Source organism: Pseudomonas sp. efr-133-TYG-103a (assembly GCF_030209235.1).
Lineage (GTDB): Bacteria > Pseudomonadota > Gammaproteobacteria > Pseudomonadales > Pseudomonadaceae > Aquipseudomonas.
Genome location: NZ_JARVSK010000041.1, coordinates 1 through 20,349, shown reverse-complemented (window position 1 = coordinate 20,349; position 20,349 = coordinate 1). Strand labels below are relative to the sequence as shown.

Below are 20,349 nucleotides of genomic sequence, written 5' to 3'. Positions count from 1 at the left end.
ACTCAGGAAAACCGTCGAGATGAGCGAATACTCCCTTTTCACCTCCGAGTCCGTGTCCGAAGGGCATCCGGACAAAATCGCCGACCAGATCTCCGATGCGGTGCTGGACGCCATCATTGCTCAGGACAAGCACGCTCGCGTTGCCGTTGAAACCCTGGTCAAAACCGGTGTTGCCATCGTTGCTGGCGAAGTGACCACCAGCGCGTGGGTCGACCTGGAGCAGATCGTTCGTGACGTGATCAGCGACATCGGCTACACCAGCTCCGACGTCGGTTTCGACGGCGCCACTTGCGGCGTTATGAACATCATCGGCAAGCAGTCTCCTGACATCAACCAGGGCGTCGACCGTGCCAAGCCTGAAGATCAGGGCGCCGGCGACCAAGGTCTGATGTTCGGCTACGCCAGCAACGAAACCGCTGCCCTGATGCCAGCGCCTATCGCGTTCTCGCACCAACTGGTGCACCGTCAGGCCGAAGCCCGCAAATCGGGCTTGCTGCCTTGGCTGCGTCCAGACGCAAAATCCCAGGTAACCTGCCGTTACGAGAACGGCATCGTCGTCGGCATCGACGCCGTGGTGCTGTCGACTCAGCACAATCCTGAAGTGTCCTACACCGACCTGCGTGAAGGCGTGATGGAGCTGATCGTCAAGCACGTGCTGCCCGCTGAACTGCTGCACAAAGACACTCAGTTCCACATCAACCCGACTGGCCAGTTCATCATCGGCGGCCCGGTCGGCGACTGCGGCCTGACCGGCCGCAAGATCATCGTCGACAGCTACGGCGGCATGGCCCGTCACGGCGGCGGCGCATTCTCCGGTAAAGACCCATCGAAGGTTGACCGTTCGGCCGCCTACGCCGGTCGTTATGTCGCCAAGAACATCGTCGCGGCGGGCCTGGCCGAGCGTTGCGAGATCCAGGTGTCCTACGCCATCGGCGTCGCTCAACCGACTTCGATCTCGCTGAACACCTTCGGCACCGGCAAGATCAGCGATGACAAGATCATCAAACTGGTCCGCGAGCACTTCGACCTGCGTCCATACGCGATCACCACCATGCTCGACCTGCTGCACCCGATGTATCAGGAAACCGCAGCCTACGGCCACTTCGGCCGCACGCCGCAAACCAAGACCGTGGGCGACGACACCTTCACCACGTTCACCTGGGAAAAAACCGACCGCGCCGACGCCCTGCGCGCTGCAGCCGGTCTGTAATATCCACCGGGTGCATTGCGCTTAGCGGCACCCGGCAAGACAAAAAGCCCCTGACGATGTGAGTCGTCAGGGGCTTTTTGCTATTTGCCGAGGTTGTACAGATTCAAACGGGATGACGGGCAACCTAATTAGCGGGTATCCACCTAAACCGATTGGCGATTAGTGTTATCGCGACTGGCGATAACGAACTTCAAGCCGTTGATATATCTGTTATTTCATCCATAAACACCTCATCAGCACTTTCGATCGAACTCGCCCCTTGTTCCTACACTGTTTATTGAATGCGTATCCCGCGATTTCATCCAGCGTAAAAAGGAACTCGATCATGGACGACACCCTCACCTCTGCCACCTATGCCAGGCTCTTTCCCGAACAAGTCGCCGACAAATGCGCGCCTGACGCCCTGGAATCCAACGTCGGGCCTCTGGCGTATCTTCACGCGCTCTACCAGCAAGCGTTGAGTCTGGAGGCCATCGGTGATGCCGCTCTGCAGATCAAGCTCGCCGAGCGACGTCCGGATATCGAAGAGCAGGTTCTGAATCAAAGCAGCCTTGAAGATCAGCTTCCGGCTCTCACCCTTGCGATTGATGCGATGGAGAGGACCGCCAAGTCGCACGCAGGCAAAGACAAAGTTCTGGCAGAAGAAATCGCGAAGGCGCACTACCCCGCCCAGCTGCCATTCCATTTGCCTCTGGAGCAGATCAAGTCAGTGTTGAAACAGAAGAACACGTCACAGTTCGACCTGCTCCAACGCAGCCATTACAGTTATCCAAACTTCACTGCCGACAACCTGCGCACTGAAGAACTCAGGGAAGTGATGCTGAAGGCAGCTGGCCTCAATCCCGCGCTGCAATCCTTGTTACTCGAAGACAGAGCGATTACCAGCAGCGACTATCTGCAAACGCTCTATGGGGTCACTGGCGACACAAGCAAAATTCTCGATCAACTGATCGATGTCGACACCCTGTGCAGACAAACCGGATTGAAGCCGGAAAGCTTTCTGGAGCTGCTCGCCACTTCGGGCGTTCCTGACGACGGCAGCGAAGCCATCACCACGGTAAAACGATCCAGTGCGTTCGGCTCTGCACAAGAAACAGCACCGCTCGCCGGCCATATTTATGGTGCAGTGTTCATCAATAATGCAACTGCACCTGCGGTGTCTCTGGAAGATATTTTCGAGGGGCCAGGCATCAATCTCAGACTAAAAGGTGCAAGTGCAGAGCATTTGCGCCGCATTCATAAAATGATTCATCTGCAGCATGCGCTGCAAATACCGTTCGCGCAGGTTGATCTTCTGGTAATGGCAGCCTTGCGCGCGGAAGGTCAGACCCAGGATTTCCACTTCACCCAAAACACGCTCAGAGCACTGGGCGTCTTCAGTTACATGCGCGATGAATACAAGGTCACCCCCGAACAGTTCGCTGCGCTCATCAACGGATTGACGCCCTACGCGGTGGGTGAAGAAACACCTTTCCTCGACCGCGTTCTCGATGGCCCCGGCGCAGGACAACTGGCCGACGTCGCGACCTGGCTGACTCTAGATGGTCGCGAGTTTGAAATCAGTTCCACCACCCAAACCAGCGATAGCCTCAGCAAATCCCCTATGGGGATCATCTGCCGCGCTTTCGCTTTGGAAGAGCGCGTAGCGAATATTTACCTGACACAGGTGGTTCAGGCATTGGGGCTCAAAAAACCGAGTTTGTCCCTGCCCGTCTTTTCTTCACTTTATCGTCTGACCAGACTGCCTCGTCTGTTACGGCTGAGCATGGACGAGGGCACCAGCCTTATAGCGTTACTGGCTCAATCAAATCCGCGAGTGTGGGCACAACTTGCAGGTAAGCCTGAGATCACTCGAGACGAGGTCTATTTCGCAGACGACGGGAGCGAAGAAGTTACCGAAGCAGGGGAATGCGACATCCTCGACCTATTGACCGGCTTGATTAACCTCGAAATCTGGCTAAGGCGACAACGTATTCCCGCACAAGCGTTACTGAGTTGGCTAACCCCGCTGCCCGGTGATATCAGTGCTGAACTCAAGCCCCTGATCAGACTGGATGCACGCATCCAGCAAACCCTCGTCGACGCGCTTACACGCATTGGGGCTTCGCTGTTGACCGAAACGCAAATTGCGCAGGAAGTCGGTTCTGCGGTGTCGCCCGCATCGGGTTCCTGGCTCGACACGTTGTCGGCATTTTTGGATGCTCGGGGCCTGGTGAAGCCAGCCGCCCTGGCCGCCGACAAGAAACTGGCCGACCTGCTGGCAGACGCACTCAAGGGCAAGCTCAAAAGTGCCAATGCGCTGCTGAGAGCAACTGTGGACATTGACCCGGTAAGCGAAGCACTGGAACGGCTGATTACCAATGCAACCGTCGCGCAGGAAGACATCGTCAAGCACATCCTCAGTCAAGCGTTGGGCAAGGGTGAAGACGGACGCGCACTCACGCCGGAGCATGCGCTGGCACTATTGCGTTGGGTTGAAGAAAGCCGTTACACGCTCTTGGCTGACGTATTGACGGCCCAGGACAATGCCACTTCAACCGCAGCAACGCTCGAAGGGCTGAATCTTGAGTCGTGGGACAAGCTTGCTCGACACGCGCAGGTGATTAAATATTTTCAGTTAAGCCCTGCCGGACTGACCGCCCTGCTCGATCACCCAGACTGGTTCGAACTGGCCGGCGACACCGACAGTCAGGGTCAATCCCCTTCGCACCCGCCCGCACTTACCCTTGAACTCTGCTACCAGGTCGGCTGCTATCGGGAATGGATTAATAAATGTCAAAACGCTGGATTCGCCGAAGACGATGCGCTGGATTATTTCGCCAAGCTCCCCTCCAGCGATCAAGCGGATGCGCCTCTGCAAGCCGCCAGACGACTCGGCAAACTCATCGGCTGGCCGGAGAGCGAAATCGCAACGGCATTGCCGTCTGTCGAGGTGAAAGTCGCCGGATTGAAAAAAACCTTTGATGATTTTCTCAGCTTGCTGACCCCCTCGGAAATGCACTGGTACCGCTACTGCGAGAAAAATCATGTCCTCAAAGGGCTGGGGGCACTACTCGAACGATATCTAAAGGCCCAGAGGACCAATACAAAAGATCCAAAGGTGGAGCGAATCTACGACAAATTTGTGCAATTTTTAAAAGATAACCCTGGCACCTTAAAGGTGCGTGAAGATCAATACCTGCCTACAACCAATCCTGCCGCATGGACACGCATTAGCAATATGAAGCCTGCCGAGTCGAGATCTCAGGTGAAACTTGAGGTTTATCCTTCGGACGCGTCGGTTACGGAAACCGAAACGAAGTACACGTATGTCCAATGTGTGCCCAGTACCATCGGCGACATTGACTTTATTCTTCAGCAACAGTCGCTGTGCGAAAAGACCGGGCTGTCATGCCGCTCACTTCTGGATTTATGCCTGCTCGACAGTGAATCTTCATTCAGCGATGTAGAAAGCAGTGCCCAGATACTGATGGGCGCCTGCAGCGATGAAGAACTGGCGGCGATGCAACCTGCGCTTCGAGAACATTGGCGAAATGCGCTCGCGGCTTACCTGCTGGGCTATTGGGCAGTATCGACTCCACCCCTGAAGCGTTTTATATCGAACCATGACGACCTTTCCAGTTACTTTCTGACTGATGTTTGGGTGAGCTCCGCTGTCAACACAAACGTGGTGATGCAAGCAACGGCCAGCCTTCAACATTACCTGCACAGACTGTTTGCTCGTCTGGACCCTGGGTATCTGACTAATATTATCGATCAAAACAAAGCGGACTTCTGGCGGGAGTACCTGAGTGAATATGGAATTTGGAAGATAAGGCAGACGCAGCTCAACCACCCAGAGAACCTGATCTATTATGCCAACCGCCCTCATAAGAGCAGCGCTTTTCAGGCACTGGAGGTAGAGCTCAATCAAGGCAAGCTTAATACCGAATTATTGCAGACAGCCATCACCGGCTACCTGACCAAATTCGAGCAGACCAGCAACCTGCAAGTGGTCAGCGGGTATCTGGATGGCGTCGATCCAAAAAAAGACACTTACCACTTTATCGGCAAGACCAATGCCTCTCCGCCTGAATATTACTGGCGGTCCGTAGACATGGGGCTGCATGACGATAAACACCGCCTGAGCCCGCTTGCATGGAGTGAATGGGAGAAGATCAGCGTGACTCCAACCGGTCAGATCGTACAGAGCACTTATAGGGACTCAATGGCCACACATAGCTGTGACGCCATTCGCCCGGTGATGATCGAAGGTCGCTCTTATGTGTTCTGGGTTGAACGGGGTATGGTTGGCCTGCCCTCTGCGGACGATAAAAATCAGACTCCCACCAAGTTCAAGAAAATCAGCGTCCAGTACATTTATAAGCAAAGCAATGGTTTTTGGTCCCCGCCGAACGAGCTTCTTTGCCTGGACGGCACGAAAGATGGCAAACGGCTGCCGGATGCAGGTAATGCTTACCTGAAAGACGACACTTATGTGCCCGGCCTGATCGCACTGGTAGACGCGGAGGGAGAACGCGCCAAGGACCCTTGGTTGAGAGTGATGCTCTATAACTGCAACTATGCTGCCGACGCTAAACCGGCGAATTCCACGAGTTGTGGAATTTTCAACAGGGATTATTTTATTGAATCAAGAGATTTGCTGCTCATTGACAAGAAAAAATTGTCGAGTGCAACAATTGCGGAGGCGTTTAGCAATTCAGCTTATAAAGCTTTCGGCGATGTGAGAAAAATTCAGCACCCGGACTCGGCAGAGAAACGCCAGATTACATTTAAAAAAGAGAGACGGGGTGTCATGAGTTACAGACTAGATCAATATAAAGAGAATTCGCTATCAACTCCACATTTTTACACCGGAGAATCAACTGAATTTGAAAGGTACGCTGAGGCGACAAGCGACTTTTTAGATGATGCTCAATTTACCAAAATTATGGAAAAATACCCTTTAATAGAAAAATTACCTGCTTGGACTAGCCCTTATTCCGCAAGCAGCACCGACATTTACAACCTTTACGACCCCACTGCTTCAGAAGAAAAACTATTTGTTAACCTAAGATCCCCGATCACTATAGGTGTCCTACACAAACGTGACAACGTCTTACAGATCAATGCAAACTACCCTAAATCAATATTAAATAAATCTATCGACCCCGCTATCAGATCCATCATCGCGACTACTGACCCTTCGCCAGCCCATGCCCCCTATAAAGTCACCGTTCAGCAGAACGATATTTCTTATAAAGTTGGAGAACGATGCACACTTGTGATCAACCTAGAAACTACCGACGAAATTCCTATCCGGGTAGGCTACTCTGTTAAAACCCATCGAAAAAATGTTTCTAAGAAAATCGAGCCCGACGAATCCGCCTCCTCAAGCCTGCGGAGCCGAACGTACAGGATTGAGCTGGATGAAGTCGATTACTTATTAGAACACAGCTTCAGGATCGAGCTTTTTCACACCCCTGATAAACTTATAAAGTCTTTTCCGATAAAAATTAGCGTCAACCCGGCAGCCTACGAAAAAATTGATCTGCGGCTGTATGCCAAGGGGCCTGAAGAAAAATCGTTCCGCCGACTGGCCGAGCAAAGCGTCATAGCTAACGGTCAGGCGGAGATCATTCAGGATTTCACCTGTTCAACTCCGGGCGATTATATGTTCGCCCTATGTGAAGCAGGTGACCCCTCGCAAAACGTCTTCGCCACTTTCAACTACCAAGGGTTAGATGATGAGACGTGGGATATGGCGATAAAACGGAATGATCAACAAGCGCAATATCTGGACCTGAGCTCGGTCGCCGGACGCAGCCCTGCTTTCCCCTCGGACGCCATTCGGCTGAACACCTTGTTTGGCAAACAGTTGGTGGCGCGGGCCACGCGCAGTGTTGAGCGCGCACTGGAGTGGGATGCGCAATGCATCGAAGAACCGACCATCGATGCCAACACTCCGGCACCACAAGTCGACTTCCATGGTGCCAATGGCGGTTATTTCAGGGAGTTGTTTCTGCATTTGCCGAATCTAGTCGCCACTCGCCTGAGCGAACAACAACAGTTCGATGAGGCCGAGCGTTGGTACACTCAGTATTTGTTCGATCCCTACAGAACGCAGAGAGACCAAAAAGAACGCCCACCTTTCTGGAACACTCGCCCGCTGGCTGAAGTCGGCACGGGCACCTCTGAGTTGCAAAAGGCGGTCGACCCGACTACCCGGGCATTTATCCTGTCGCGGTATAACCGGCAGGCAGTGTTCCTGTCGATGGTGGAAAACTGGCAGCGCCAAGGCGATCATTTTTATCGGCAGCTCACGCCTAGCACGCTTAACCATGCCTGGCTCTGCTATCAGAAGGCACTGAAGCTGATCGGACCGCTGCCGGAACGCGCGTCAATGTCTCGCTGGGTGCCGATGCCACTGCAACGCGTGAACCATTCGCTATTTCGTGCACCGATCAACGAGCGGATTACGACTGCCCGGAGAACGTTGGAGCATCGCCTTTTCAACCTCAGGCACGGGCTGACGCTCGATGGCAAAATTTTGCCAGTGATGGACTGGCGCACGGAGGGCGCAGACTCGTTTGGATTTGGCCAGCGTGGCATCGGCCAGCTCATCAGTACCTACAACAGTGATCGGGCTCAAATTCCCGGGTATCGCTTCCGCCAGCTCATCCCGATGGCCCGTGCGGCCGTGCAGCAACTTCAGGACATGGGCCGCCACTACATGAAGCTGATGGAGGACGAGTTCAATACGACACTGTCAGTCCTGCTCAAACAGCAGGAAATAAAGATATCCGACTTCACCATGAGGCTTCAGCAGGAGTCGATCAACTCCGTCAGAGCCAAAAAAAGTACCTTGTTGCTGGGCAGGCAGGCAGCTGTGTTCAGGAGGGATTACTACACGAATCTGATTGACGTCGGCCGCTCCCCGATGGAGGAAGCCGCCACTGGACTCATCTCGTTGGCCTCCGCTTTTGAGACCGCCAAAGCTCCCTTGTCCGTCGGCAAAGGTCTCTTAGAATCAGTGCCGTGCATATTCGGGGTTGCATTTGGCGGTCAAAGATACGCCGCAAGCTTGAGCGTTGCGATTGCATACCTGGGAGGCGTCAGCATGGTCAGCAGATTTACGTCACAGCAGTTGCTGATGGAAAGTGGCTACGAACGCCGGGCAGCCGGATGGAAGTTCGAGTTGAAACAAGCCGAACTGGACATCCAGTCCATAGACCTGCAAATCAAAGAAACCAACATCGAGCTTAACGCAGCAACCATCACTCTCGACGCCGCTCGAGCTGAACGCCAGAACCTGGAACAAGCCCATGAGGCAATGACCACCTGTTTCACAAGCGTCCCGACTTACAACTGGATGGTCGCCAGACAGGAATTGCTATATGGCCCCGCTTACGACGCCGTGTTGTCTCTGTGCCTGACCACCGAAGCGGCCTGGCGCTATGAAATTGGCGACTACAAACGGCCTGCTTTTATCAAAACCGGCGCCTGGGTGGATTCTTACAAAGGCATGCTGGCTGGCGAGTCACTGCTGGTGAACTTGCAAGAAATGGAAAACGCGCATATCCAGTGTAATGAGAGACGCCTGTGCATCAAGAAAACGATAGATGTGAGGCGCGGGCAGTCGGACGACCAGTGGCTTGAGCAACTCAAAACGCTGTCCAGTAATCCCCTTGTTTTCGGATTCACGTCGCTGGATTTCGACAACAACTATCCGGGGCATTACCTGCGTCAAATCAGGCACGTTTCAGTGTCATTCGTGATGGCATCAGAGGCCGGCACCACTTTCGAGAACGTCAGCGCCATTCTCACGCAAACAGACAGCACGATCTTGACCGAACCGACCGAGGCAGGCGCGGATTATTTGTATAAGCCCGGCACCAAAGCACCCGACAGCATCAGACAAAATCTCAGGGCTCAACAACAAATCGCGCTTTCGTCCGCGCAAGCCGATGACGGATTGGGTTTCGACAAGGCTGACTGGGTGTATGAATTGATGTTCCACGACGGGCGATACCTGCCCTTCGAGGGTACAGGCGCTATTTCACGCTGGCAGTTGAGCTTTACAGATGCCGACTTTTTGAAAAAGCTGACGAGCATCGACGGGAAGACGAGCCTGCTCAAAAACATCCAGATACAGCTGGTCTATACCGCGCGGGACGGAGGCAAGGACTTCACTAATACGGTGACGACGCTTATGAAGGCTGAAAAGTAGGCATGTTTCAACGTGGAGGCCCGAGGTGGCGGATCAGCCGCAACCTCGGGCTTTATCATCGCGAGACCGTTAACACCCGGTAACCAACCCTCAATCGCAGAAGATTTTCAGGCGGCGTAGCCTTCCTCGCTCCTCCAAAGCAAGGACGCTTCGATGCTGCTCTCACTTCGCACACTGGCCCTCTGCGCACTGCTTCTTCTGGCTAACCAGGTCAATGCACAATCCTGCCCCGACTGGTCGCCCTTCAAAGCCCGCAGCGAGATCGCGCTGCAGCAGGCGCAGATCGAAAAATGGGATGACAGCTACCATCGTCAGGGCGTGTCGTTGGTGGCTGATGAGCTTTACGACCAGTCGCGCGAGCGTCTGGCTTATCTGCGCAGTTGCTTCGCCCAGTCGCCCGCGGCCGGCGATGATCCGCTGAAAACGTCTGGGGGCACGATCGCCCATCCTGTGCCTCACACCGGTCTGAACAAGCTGCGCGACGAGATGGCCGTGCAGGCCTGGCTCAAGGGGCGCTCGGATCTGTGGATTCAACCGAAAGTGGACGGCGTGGCCGTGACGCTGGTGTACGAAAGCGGAAAGCTGGTGCAGATGATCAGCCGCGGCAACGGGGTTACCGGTCAGGATTGGGTCGGCCATGCGCACCAGATTGCGTCGATTCCTCATCATCTTGCGTGGGAAAATACGTTGGTGTTGCAGGGCGAGTTGTACTGGAAGCTCGACGATCATGTGCAGGCCGATGCCGGCAGTCTCAATGCCCGAAGCAAGGTAGCAGGCTTGATGGCACGCAAATTCATCAGCGAAGCCGAAGGCGCCAGTATCGGACTGTTTGTCTGGGACTGGCCCGACGGCCCGACCGCGATGCACGAGCGACTGGCGGGGCTCAGGGCGCTGGGGTTCGAAGACAGTCTGCGGTTCAGTGAACCGATGGAGGGGTTCAATCAGGCGCAGCGCTGGCGCGACCATTGGTATCGCAGTCCGCTGCCGTTCGCGACCGATGGTGTCGTTATCCGCCAGGGCGAGCGACCCACCTCGCAGCGCTGGCAGGCGAAGGCGCCTTACTGGATCGCTGCCTGGAAATACCCTTTCGCCCAGGCACTGGCCGAAGTGCGCAAGGTCAACTTCAACGTCGGCCGCAGCGGCAAGATCACTCCGGTATTGGACCTGGTTCCTGTTCAGCTGGACGACCGCAAGATCAGCCGTATCAGCGTCGGCTCGCTGCGACGCTGGGAGGAGCTCGACATTCGCACGGGCGATCAGGTGGCGATCAGTCTCGCCGGGCTGACGATCCCGCGACTGGACGGCGTGGTCTCGCGCAGTGCTGAGCGTGAGGTCCTGAAGATTCCGGTGAGTACCGACTACCATTCGCTGAGTTGCTGGCAACCGGTCGAAGGCTGTGAAGGCCAATTCCGGGAACGCCTGAAATGGCTCAGCGGCAAGAAAGGACTGGCACTCAGCGGAGTCGGACCGGGCACGTGGGACAAGCTGATAAATGCCGGACATATCAATGGGTTGCTCGACTGGATGACCCTTGATGGTGCACAACTTGCTAACATTCCCGGTCTCGGCTCGCGCAGCAGCGCTAAACTGCTGGAGACTTTCCAGGGCGCTCGCGAACAATCCTTTGTTATCTGGCTCAAAGCGATCGGTTTACCGCCGGCCGCAGGTGCCCCTCTTGGGGATTCCTGGTCGGCGCTCGCCGCTCGCAGCGTTGATCAGTGGCAAGCGCAAAGCGGTGTTGGCCCGGGTCGTGCGAAGCAATTGCACGCTTTTTTTCAAGACCCGCACGTGCAGGCGTTGAGTGAGCAACTGCGGGAACAGGGTATTCAGGGTTTTTAGTCATTTATGGCCGGACGATTGTGTGCAGCGTCCGGATGTGTGTATTCAAGGAGCGTCCATGAAATTCTTGTCACCGCTGATCATGTTCACTGCATGTGGCCTGCTGGCTGTTCCAGCTTTGGCCGCCGAGCAGGCGCCGGAGTTGAGCGGCTGCGCAGCCAAGCGTCAGGACATCAGCAATCAGATCGAACAGGCCAAAGCGGCCGGCAATGCCAGCCAGCAGGCCGGGCTGGAGAAAGCCCTGAGCGAAGCCACTGCCAACTGCACCGATGCAGGACTGCTCAAACAGCAGGAACAGAAAGTGCTGGATGCCAAGCGCGAGGTCAGCCGTCGTCAGGCTGATCTGAACAAGGCGATGGACAAAGGCGATCCAGAGAAGATCAACAAGCGCAAAGACAAGCTGGCCGAGTCCCGCAAAGAATTGCAGGACGCACAGGAGGAACTGGAGAAGGTTCAGCCTGACGAAGACGACGAATAGGCGGATCTGAATGGCGCGGCCGCTGCGCATTCTCCAGCAAGGCCATCGGCTGGAGCCGCGCGGGATCAGTGGTCGCGAAACTCTTTATGGCACGCGTCGCAGGCGTCTTCGACGTTGTTCATGGGCGGGATCATGTTCGCAGGCGTCAGTTGAAGTTGCTCAGTGGCGACCACCAACTCGCCGGTGCGGGTCTCCAGCGCTCTTGCCAGCGTTTGAAATCGCGCCTGTTTTTGCCAGACAGCGTCCTTGGCGCTGGTGTGCTCGGACTCTTTGACGGCAGGAAAATGCTTCCAGGGCTCGTGGGAAAGGGCGTCGAGTTTGACCGCACCGGCTGCAAACGCCGGCCCGTCGAACGGCAGACGCCCTCTCAGCATTCCGCCGATGTCTTCGCTGGTTTTCAGCATCTGTTTGAAGACCGCCTTGCGCTGTGCCAGCGGAGAATCCGCGTCAGGCCCACTGCAGCCACTCAACAGCAGCGCAGCTGCCACGATCAGACTTGCCGCTGACCGTGACAAAGCCCTTGAATACAACCTTATGAACTCACTGGATTCTGACTTCATGACGACTACTGACTGAACCGGCACAGCCGTGAAAATCAATACGATTCAAACCCGGATCAGACAGAAACGCCGAACAGGGCAACCACCAGCGCCAGACCGATGAACCACACCAGCGAGCGCAACGCAGCAAGGTCCGCCAGATAGAAGATGATGTAGAGCAGACGTGTCGTCACGAAAAGAACGGCCAGCACATCGATGGTCACCAACTGCGCGACGCCTGCGACGTGGGCGATGATTACGCCGGCCGCGAATCCCGGAATCGCCTCGAAGCTGTTCTGCTGCGCGGCGTGAGCGCGGCGAGGGAGACCTTCGAGCTGGTCGAGGAAGTCCCGCGGATTGTGGTTCTGCCGGGCGCCGAATCGGCCACTGCTGAACTTCGCGATCGAAGTGCAGACCAGCGGCAACAGAATCACGATCAAGACGCACCAAAACGCAACCGTCATACCAATATCCTTTTTTAGAATGTGAGCTTCATCAGAAGCATCCCGGCCAGCACCAATCCACAAGCTAAGAGCCGTGGGCCACCGAAAGGTTCTTTCAGATAACGCATACCGAACAGCACCACGAGCACGACGCTGACTTCACGTAATGCGGCGGCCTGTGCGACCGATCCCAACTGCATCGCCCAGAGTACGAGGGCGTAGCTGAATAACACGCAGAAACCCACGCTCAGCCCCAGTTTCCACTGCTCTCGCCAGAACGACATGAACGCCGGGCGCTTGTTGACCACTGCAAGCAGCGGAAAAGGCCACGCGCTGATGAACGTCAGCCAGACCAGATAATCCAGCGGGGCCACGCCACGCTTGAGTGCCTGCCCGTCAATCCAGGTGTAACTGCCGATGCACAATCCGATCAGCCCCACCACCGGCAGCATCGACCAAGGCAGCCGATCACCGCCGCCGCCCTGCCACAGCAGGCAGATCATGCCGCAAGGGATCAGCAAAATACCGACTATCTCCTGCGCCGTCAGCTGCTCGCCCGCAAAAATCAGCGTAAGCACCAGCACCACCAGCGGCGACAGCCCGCGCATCAGCGGATAGACCAGCCCAAGGTCGCCGACGCGATAAGCCCTGATCAGTAACGCGCGATAGAGCACTTCAAAAAGCGCCGAGGCGACCAGCCACGGCCAGATGTGCAAAGGCGGTGGAGCAACGAACCCGATGGTCAGAACTGCCAGAAAAAAAGCCACGACGTCCATGCTGGCGATGACCAGCAGGCGCTCGCCGCTGAATTTGATGAGTGTGTTCCAAGTGGCATGCAGCAGTGCTGCGATCAGCACCAATATCGTGGCGAGCAATGACGTCTCCCTGTTAGCGTGGTTCTACGAGCGTGCGATGGGTCGCTCGGGCCGGAGCACCGCGACCTCTCGCCGCGCCGGCGCGAACGAGGATAATGGATTGACCCGATGGCGACACGTCATGCGTATCGCTCATGTCGTGATCGCTGCCTGCTGCCACAAGCCGCAGGTTTGGCTAAGATGCCTGCCACGACAGCCGACAGCGGCTGCACTTCGATGCCAGGAGCCTGAATGTCCAGCGAAGACGACGCCACCGTCAGTGGCGCAGCACCCATGATTCCCGACCAACGCCGGGAGTTGATGCTTCGCCAGTTGCGCAAACATCAAGTGCTCAGCGTGCATCAGCTGATGGAGATGTTCGATTGTTCGCACATGACCATCCGCCGCGACATCGCCCTGCTCGAGCAGAGCGGCCGTGCCTACTCGGTGACAGGCGGCGTGCGCATCGCGAGTCAGGTGCACAGCGAACCCAGTCATCAGTCCAAGGCGGTCGTCGAGCTGCCGCAGAAGCAAGCGATGGCCAAGCTGGCCGCAGGCCTGCTGCACCCGGAAATGACGGTCTATCTGGACGCCGGCACGAGCACGCTGGAAATCGTACCGTACATCGTCGCCTTGTCCGGGATGACCGTGGTCACCAACGATTTTGGCGTGGTCAATGCGCTGGCCGACGCGACGCATGTCGATGTGATTCACACCGGCGGGATGCTCGACCACCCGAACCGTTCGTGCGTCGGCGGCCTGGCGGCGGCGACCCTGCGACAGCTAGCGACTGACGTGGCGTTCATGTCCACCAGTTCCTGGGATCTGCAGCGCGGCACGACAACGCCTTCGGCGTTGAAAGTCGAGGTCAAACAGGCCGCGATGCAAGCGGCATCACGCTGTGTGTTGATTACCACCAGTTCAAAATACGGCACGTTCGGCATGTACAAGATCGCCGGGCTCGAGCAGTTCGACGCGATCATCAGCGACGACGGACTGGCTCACGGCCCCGCCGAAAGCATCCGCGCCCATGGCGTCGAGTTGATGCTGGCGTCCGTCGACAAGCCGCGCTGAATTCGCCTGCACGCTCTCTTGTGCAAGCGTGGTCTTACTCGGTAGCGCGAGTGCCGTCAAACCACTCGCTGCTGACTCACTGTGATCGCAGGCCAGCGTTGCTACCACCCATCATGAAGCCTCGGCCCCGCCGAGGCTTTTTGTTTGCGGTCAAAAAATGATCAATGTTAAATTTTGTTAACAGAAAAAATTACTTCACATTATCCGCTCACAGGTTCACTATCTTTAACAGATCAGAACAAACACCGTTCGAGTGCTGATGAACTTCGGCGCTCAACCCGAGGAGAGACTCATGAATAACAAGAACGTCGGCGTGATTGGTTTGGGTGCCATGGGCCTGGGCATCGCCCGCTCCTTGCTGCGCAGCGGCTTCAACGTTCATGCCTGCGACGTACGCGCAGCCGTCACTGAGCAATTCGCCAGCGAAGGCGGCGTTGCGTGTGACTCTCCGGCCGCCATGGCCACCGCCTGCGATGTGATCATTACTGTCGTGGTCAATGCCGAGCAGACTGAAACCGTGCTGTTCGGTGAAAACGGCGCGGTCGCCGCGCTCAAGCCAGGCAGCCTGATCATCGGCTGCGCCACTGTCGCACCGACGTTCGCCATCGAGTTGGGCCAGCGCCTGACCGAGAAAGGCCTTCTCTACCTCGACGCCCCTATCTCCGGCGGCGCAGCCAAAGCCGCTGCCGGTCAGATGACCATGATGACGTCCGGCCCGGCAGACTCCTACGCCAAAGCAGACGCCATCCTCAACGGCATGGCCGGCAAGGTGTATCGCTTGGGCGACGCTCACGGCCTGGGCTCGAAAGTCAAAATCATCAATCAGCTGCTGGCTGGCGTGCACATCGCTGCCAGCGCCGAAGCCATGGCGCTCGGTCTGCGTGAAGGCGTCGACGCCGATGCGTTGTACGAAGTGATCACCAACAGCGCGGGCAACTCGTGGATGTTCGAGAACCGTGTGCCGCACATCCTGAAGGCGGACTACACGCCGCTGTCGGCAGTGGACATCTTCGTCAAGGATCTGGGCCTGGTGCTGGATACCGCGCGCGCCAGCAAATTCCCGCTGCCGCTGTCGTCCACCGCGCACCAGATGTTCATGCAGGCGTCCACCGCAGGCTTCGGTCGCGAAGACGATTCCGCGGTGATCAAGATTTTCCCGGGCATCGAATTGCCGACCGCCAAACCAGACAGCAACTGAGAGGCCGCAGATGAGCAACATGACTCCGCGCCCTCTGCTGGGCTGCATCGCCGACGACTTCACCGGCGCCACCGACCTTGCCAACATGCTGGTTCGCGGCGGCATGCGCACCGTGCAGAGCATCGGCATTCCGAGTGCAGACAGCCTGGCCGAGCTGGACGCCGACGCGATCGTGATCGCCTTGAAATCCCGGACCACGCCAGCCGCCGAGGCTGTCGACGAGTCGCTGGCCGCGCTGCACTGGCTGCGTGATCGGGGCTGCGAGCAGATCTTCTTCAAGTACTGCTCGACGTTCGATTCCACTGCCAAAGGCAACATCGGTCAGGTCAGCGAAGCGCTGCTCAACGCGCTGAACAGCGATTTCACCCTCGCTTGCCCGGCGTTCCCGGAAAACGGCCGCACCATTTTCCGTGGGCATCTGTTCGTCCAGGACCAATTGCTCAACGAATGCGGCATGCAGAACCATCCGCTGACGCCGATGACCGACGCCAATCTGGTGCGTGTCCTGCAATCGCAGACCCAACAGAAAGTCGGCCTGCTGCGTTACGACAGCATCGCCAAGGGCGTGGATGGCGTGCGTGCGCGCATCGCCGAGCTACGCGCCGAAGGTGTGGTCATGGCGATTGCCGACGCGCTCTCGGACGCCGATCTGTACACCCTCGGTGAAGCCTGCGCCGACCTGCCACTGCTCACCGGTGGTTCAGGGCTGGCGCTCGGCCTGCCGAACAATTTCCGCAAAGCCGGCAAGCTGCGCGATATCGACGCTGCTCGACTCGAGCAAGTCCAGGGCGGCGAAGTCGTACTCGCCGGCAGCGCCTCCGTCGCCACCAACGGCCAGGTTGCCGCGTGGCTCGACGCCGGGCGTCCTGCCCTGCGTATTGACCCGCTGGCGCTGGCCGATGGCAAGCCGGTGGTTGAGCAGGCACTGGCATTCGCCCGTGACGCCGGCCAGACCGTTCTGATTTACGCCACCAGCAGCCCCGAAGAAGTGAAAGCCGTACAAAAGCAGCTGGGTGTCGAACGTGCCGGCGCCATGGTTGAAGAGGCGTTGGGCAAAATCGCCCGTGGCTTGCTGGATGCCGGCGTGAAACGTTTTGTCGTCGCGGGCGGAGAGACCTCCGGCGCGGTGGTTCAAGCCTTGGGCGTCAGCCTGTTGAAGATCGGTGCGCAAATCGATCCAGGCGTTCCGGCGACGATCAGCAGTGGTCAGCAACCACTGGCACTGGCGTTGAAATCCGGCAACTTCGGTGGCCGCGACTTCTTCGATAAAGCGCTCAAGCAACTGGCCGGAGGCGCTCAATGACCACTGAAAACAAACAGCGTGAAGAAATCTGCGACATCGGCCGCCTGCTGTTCGGTCGCGGCTACACCGTGGGCAGCGCGGGCAACATCAGCGCCCGCCTGGAAGACGGTTGGCTGATCACCCCCACCGACGCGTGCCTGGGACGTATGGACCCGGCCGCGATCGCCAAGGTCAATCTGGCCGGCGAATGGGTTTCGGGCGACAAACCGTCCAAGACCCTGGCGTTGCATCGTCAGGTGTACGACCGCAATCCCGGCGTCGGCGGCGTGGTGCACACCCACTCCACTCACCTTGTAGCGCTGACGCTGGCGGGCGTCTGGAAGCCGGACGACATCCTGCCGCCGATCACGCCGTATCAGGTGATGAAAGTCGGCCACATTCCGTTGATTTCCTATGAGCGCCCAGGCTCGCCGAAGGTCGCAGAGCAAGTGGCGAAACTGGCCAACAGCGTGCGCGGCGTCATGCTCGAGCGGCTCGGGCCGGTGGTCTGGGAAAGCTCGGTGGCCAAGGCCGCTTACGCCTTGGAAGAGCTGGAAGAAACCGCCCGGCTCTGGCTGATGAGCAACCCCAAACCCGAACCGCTGGACGCAGCGGCTCTGGAAGAACTGCGCCAGACGTTCGGCGTGAACTGGTAATCGCGACAGCGTTTTGAACGGGGCCGTTGCGACGGTTTCGACGGCCCCGGCGATGCCGGAAAACAATAAAAAAGGACACAACATGACTCCTCTACTCCTGATGATCATCGCCGGAGCCGGCATCGCGCTGTTGCTGCTTCTGGTGCTCAAGTACAAATTCCAGCCGTTCGTGGCGCTGATGCTGGTCAGCATCATCGTTGCACTGGTGGCCGGCGTTAAACCGGCCGATCTGGTCGCAACCATCGAAGGCGGCATGGGCAAAACCCTTGGCCACATCGCGATCATCATCGCGCTGGGCGCCATGATCGGACGGATCATCGAGCTCTCCGGCGGTGCAGAAGCGCTGGCCAAGACGCTGATCAACCGTTTCGGCAACAAGCGCACGCCACTGGCGCTGACCGTCGCAGGTTTCATGGTCGGGATTCCGGTGTTCTTTGAAGTCGGCGTGATCATCCTGATGCCGCTGGCCTACGGCGTAGCCCGTGCCGCACGCAAACCCCTGCTGATCTTCGCCCTGCCGATGTGCGCAGCTCTGCTGTCGGTGCACGCGTTCCTGCCACCGCATCCGGGTGCCGTTGCCGCTGCCGGACAATTGGGCGCGGATCTGGGTCGCGTGCTGATGTTCGGCCTGCCGATCGTTGCCGTGCTGTGCTTGATCGGCTACGTGATTGCCGGACGCATGACGCGCAAGACCTACCCGATGACCGACGACATCCGCAGTGAAGTCTACGGTCCGCACATCAGTAATCAGGATCTGGTCGACTGGGCGAAAAACGACTATTCCAAGACCGCCGACGCCACCCACTCCGGCAAGCAACTGGGCCTGGAAGAAAGCGCCAGCAGCCTGGCCGCTCGTTTGCCGAAAGCACCCGCTCCGGGCGCGGGCATCATCATTGCGCTGATTCTGCTGCCTATCATTCTGATCCTGCTGGGCACACTGGCGACCACCATGCTGCCTGCCGACTCCGGCCTGCGCAGTGTGCTGACCGTTCTCGGCGCACCTCTGGTTGCGCTGCTGATCGACACCCTGCTGTGTGCGTGGATTCTGGGTTCGCGCCGTGGCTGGAGCCGCGGTCAGGTCTCGGACGTGATCGGTTCGGCGCTGCCGGGCGTTGCCATGGTGATCCTGATTGCCGGCGCCGGTGGCGTGTTCGGCAAAGTGCTGGTCGATACCGGAATCGGTGCGGTGGTGTCCGAAGCGTTGCGCAACACCGGTCTGCCAGTCCTCGCGCTGGGCTTCCTGCTGACATTGCTGTTGCGCGCCGTTCAAGGCTCGACCACAGTGGCACTGGTCACGACGGCCGGTATCCTCAGTCCGCTGATCGCGACCCTGAACCTGAGCGCCAACCACATGGCTCTGCTGTGCCTGGCCATGGGCGGTGGCGGCCTGGCCATGTCGCACATCAACGACGCCGGTTACTGGATGTTCACCAAACTGGCCGGTCTGAACGTCGGTGACGGCCTGCGCACCTGGACTTTTCTGGTTACCGTACTGGGCACGCTGGGCTTTCTCATGACCTTGCTGCTCTGGCCTTTCGTCTGACGGCTCCGGCCCTTTTCAAGACAGGAGAAAAACATGCCTCGTTTCGCTGCCAACCTCAGCATGATGTATCCGCAACACGATTTTCTCGCTCGCTTTTCCGCTGCGGCCAGTGACGGTTTCGAAGGCGTGGAATACCTGTTTCCGTACGACTTCAAGGCTGAAGAAATCAAGCTGCGCCTTGAGGACTTCGGCCTGACGCAGGCGCTGTTCAACGCCCCGCCGGGGGACTTCAGCAAGGGCGAGCGCGGGATTGCATCGCTGCCGGGGCGCGAGAGCGAGTTCCGCAGCGGTTTCCAGAAAGCGCTGGAATATGCCGCAGTCCTGGGCAATGACCGGATTCACGTCATGGCGGGCCTGCTGCCAAATGAGGAGCTGCGTCAGAAGCATCACGCGGTGTATCTGGAAAACCTGAGCCACGCGGCACAGGAAGCAGCGAAGGCTGGCATTACCGTGCTGATCGAGCCGATCAATACCCGCGACATTCCAGGCTTCTTCCTCAATCGTCAGGATCAGGGTCAGGCCATCCTCAAGGAAGTCGGGGCCGATAACCTGCTGGTGCAATTCGATTGCTATCACTGCCAGATCGTCGAGGGCGACGTGACCACCAAACTGCGTCGCGACTTTGCTGGCATCGGGCACATCCAGATCGCCGGCGTGCCGGATCGGCATGAACCGGACATCGGTGAAGTGAATTATCCGTGGCTGTTCGAAGAGATCGACCGCTTGGGCTACACCGGCTGGGTCGGCTGCGAATACCGCCCGCGCGGCGATACCAGTGAAGGGTTGCAGTGGCTGCGGGACTGGAAGGCGCGTAATCCCGGGTAATGCTCCCTGCCTCCACTGTAGAAGCGAGCGTGCTCCCGAAGCGTCAGATCAGCCAAAATTCTTTGGCCTGAATCACCGCCATCGCGAGCAAGCTCACTCCCACCTAGTTCGCGGGGTGACACAACCCGGCGGGACACCGCAAGCCCTGTGGGAGATTCTATGGTTGCAAACAACGGTTTTCAGGCCGTTTTGCTCACGT

The 20,349-nt window shown here is 57.7% G+C and carries 13 protein-coding genes; 10 read left to right on the top strand and 3 right to left on the bottom strand.

The window, feature by feature from the left end; genetic code table 11:
• Positions 1–19: 19 nt before the first annotated feature.
• The 4 genes from metK (at position 20) to QRN36_RS25900 (ending at position 11,736) form a co-directional block, all read left to right on the top strand.
• Entirely contained in the window at positions 20–1,210 is a 1,191-nt protein-coding gene (metK, locus tag QRN36_RS25915; RefSeq protein WP_093468403.1) for a methionine adenosyltransferase, read from the top strand.
• Positions 1,211–1,535: 325 nt separating this feature from the next.
• Positions 1,536–9,419, top strand: coding sequence for a neuraminidase-like domain-containing protein (locus QRN36_RS25910; protein WP_285426638.1), 7,884 nt, complete (start codon positions 1,536–1,538; stop codon positions 9,417–9,419).
• Positions 9,420–9,572: 153 nt separating this feature from the next.
• Positions 9,573–11,258 (top strand): NAD-dependent DNA ligase LigB, encoded by a 1,686-nt coding sequence (gene ligB / locus QRN36_RS25905; protein WP_285426637.1) that lies wholly within the window; start codon positions 9,573–9,575, stop codon positions 11,256–11,258.
• Positions 11,259–11,316: 58 nt separating this feature from the next.
• Positions 11,317–11,736 carry a DUF1090 domain-containing protein gene (locus QRN36_RS25900; RefSeq protein ID WP_093468394.1) on the top strand — a complete coding sequence of 140 codons (420 nt, stop codon included), beginning with the start codon at positions 11,317–11,319 and terminating at the stop codon, positions 11,734–11,736.
• A gap of 65 nt (positions 11,737–11,801) precedes the next feature.
• Here QRN36_RS25900 and QRN36_RS25895 read toward each other — a convergent pair whose 3' ends face one another.
• The 3 genes from QRN36_RS25895 to QRN36_RS25885 all read right to left on the bottom strand — a co-directional run bounded on the left by QRN36_RS25895 (position 11,802) and on the right by QRN36_RS25885 (position 13,593).
• Entirely contained in the window at positions 11,802–12,224 is a 423-nt protein-coding gene (locus QRN36_RS25895; protein WP_285426636.1) for a cytochrome c, read from the bottom strand.
• Between the two features lie 128 nt (positions 12,225–12,352).
• Positions 12,353–12,739 carry an MAPEG family protein gene (locus QRN36_RS25890; RefSeq protein WP_093468388.1) on the bottom strand — a complete coding sequence of 129 codons (387 nt, stop codon included), beginning with the start codon at positions 12,737–12,739 and terminating at the stop codon, positions 12,353–12,355.
• Between the two features lie 14 nt (positions 12,740–12,753).
• Positions 12,754–13,593, bottom strand: coding sequence for a DMT family transporter (locus QRN36_RS25885; RefSeq protein ID WP_285426635.1), 840 nt, complete (start codon positions 13,591–13,593; stop codon positions 12,754–12,756).
• Between the two features lie 231 nt (positions 13,594–13,824).
• Between QRN36_RS25885 and QRN36_RS25880 the strand changes: the two genes are divergently transcribed.
• The 6 genes from QRN36_RS25880 to otnI all read left to right on the top strand — a co-directional run bounded on the left by QRN36_RS25880 (position 13,825) and on the right by otnI (position 20,150).
• Entirely contained in the window at positions 13,825–14,646 is an 822-nt protein-coding gene (locus QRN36_RS25880) for a DeoR/GlpR family DNA-binding transcription regulator (protein WP_093468381.1), read from the top strand.
• Positions 14,647–14,938: 292 nt separating this feature from the next.
• Positions 14,939–15,844, top strand: a complete 906-nt coding sequence (ltnD, locus tag QRN36_RS25875; RefSeq protein WP_285426634.1) for an L-threonate dehydrogenase — start codon at positions 14,939–14,941, stop codon at positions 15,842–15,844.
• A gap of 10 nt (positions 15,845–15,854) precedes the next feature.
• Entirely contained in the window at positions 15,855–17,147 is a 1,293-nt protein-coding gene (gene otnK / locus QRN36_RS25870) for a 3-oxo-tetronate kinase (RefSeq protein WP_285426633.1), read from the top strand.
• Complete coding sequence (locus QRN36_RS25865; RefSeq protein ID WP_285426632.1) at positions 17,144–17,782, top strand: aldolase; 639 nt, start codon at positions 17,144–17,146, stop codon at positions 17,780–17,782. The genes otnK and QRN36_RS25865 overlap by 4 nt, the downstream gene beginning before the upstream one ends.
• A gap of 82 nt (positions 17,783–17,864) precedes the next feature.
• Entirely contained in the window at positions 17,865–19,325 is a 1,461-nt protein-coding gene (locus tag QRN36_RS25860; protein WP_285426631.1) for an SLC13 family permease, read from the top strand.
• Between the two features lie 33 nt (positions 19,326–19,358).
• Entirely contained in the window at positions 19,359–20,150 is a 792-nt protein-coding gene (otnI, locus tag QRN36_RS25855) for a 2-oxo-tetronate isomerase (RefSeq protein ID WP_285426630.1), read from the top strand.
• The last annotated feature ends 199 nt before the right edge of the window (positions 20,151–20,349 follow it).

Bases quoted from the DNA above. Each gene is read 5' to 3' on its own strand.
- metK (WP_093468403.1), top strand. From the start codon at position 20: ATGAGCGAATACTCCCTTTTCACCTCCGAGTCCGTGTCCGAAGGGCAT.
- QRN36_RS25910 (WP_285426638.1), top strand. From the start codon at position 1,536: ATGGACGACACCCTCACCTCTGCCACCTATGCCAGGCTCTTTCCCGAA.
- ligB (WP_285426637.1), top strand. From the start codon at position 9,573: ATGCTGCTCTCACTTCGCACACTGGCCCTCTGCGCACTGCTTCTTCTG.
- QRN36_RS25900 (WP_093468394.1), top strand. From the start codon at position 11,317: ATGAAATTCTTGTCACCGCTGATCATGTTCACTGCATGTGGCCTGCTG.
- QRN36_RS25890 (WP_093468388.1), bottom strand. From the start codon at position 12,739: ATGACGGTTGCGTTTTGGTGCGTCTTGATCGTGATTCTGTTGCCGCTG.
- QRN36_RS25880 (WP_093468381.1), top strand. From the start codon at position 13,825: ATGTCCAGCGAAGACGACGCCACCGTCAGTGGCGCAGCACCCATGATT.
- ltnD (WP_285426634.1), top strand. From the start codon at position 14,939: ATGAATAACAAGAACGTCGGCGTGATTGGTTTGGGTGCCATGGGCCTG.
- otnK (WP_285426633.1), top strand. From the start codon at position 15,855: ATGAGCAACATGACTCCGCGCCCTCTGCTGGGCTGCATCGCCGACGAC.
- QRN36_RS25865 (WP_285426632.1), top strand. From the start codon at position 17,144: ATGACCACTGAAAACAAACAGCGTGAAGAAATCTGCGACATCGGCCGC.
- QRN36_RS25860 (WP_285426631.1), top strand. From the start codon at position 17,865: ATGACTCCTCTACTCCTGATGATCATCGCCGGAGCCGGCATCGCGCTG.
- otnI (WP_285426630.1), top strand. From the start codon at position 19,359: ATGCCTCGTTTCGCTGCCAACCTCAGCATGATGTATCCGCAACACGAT.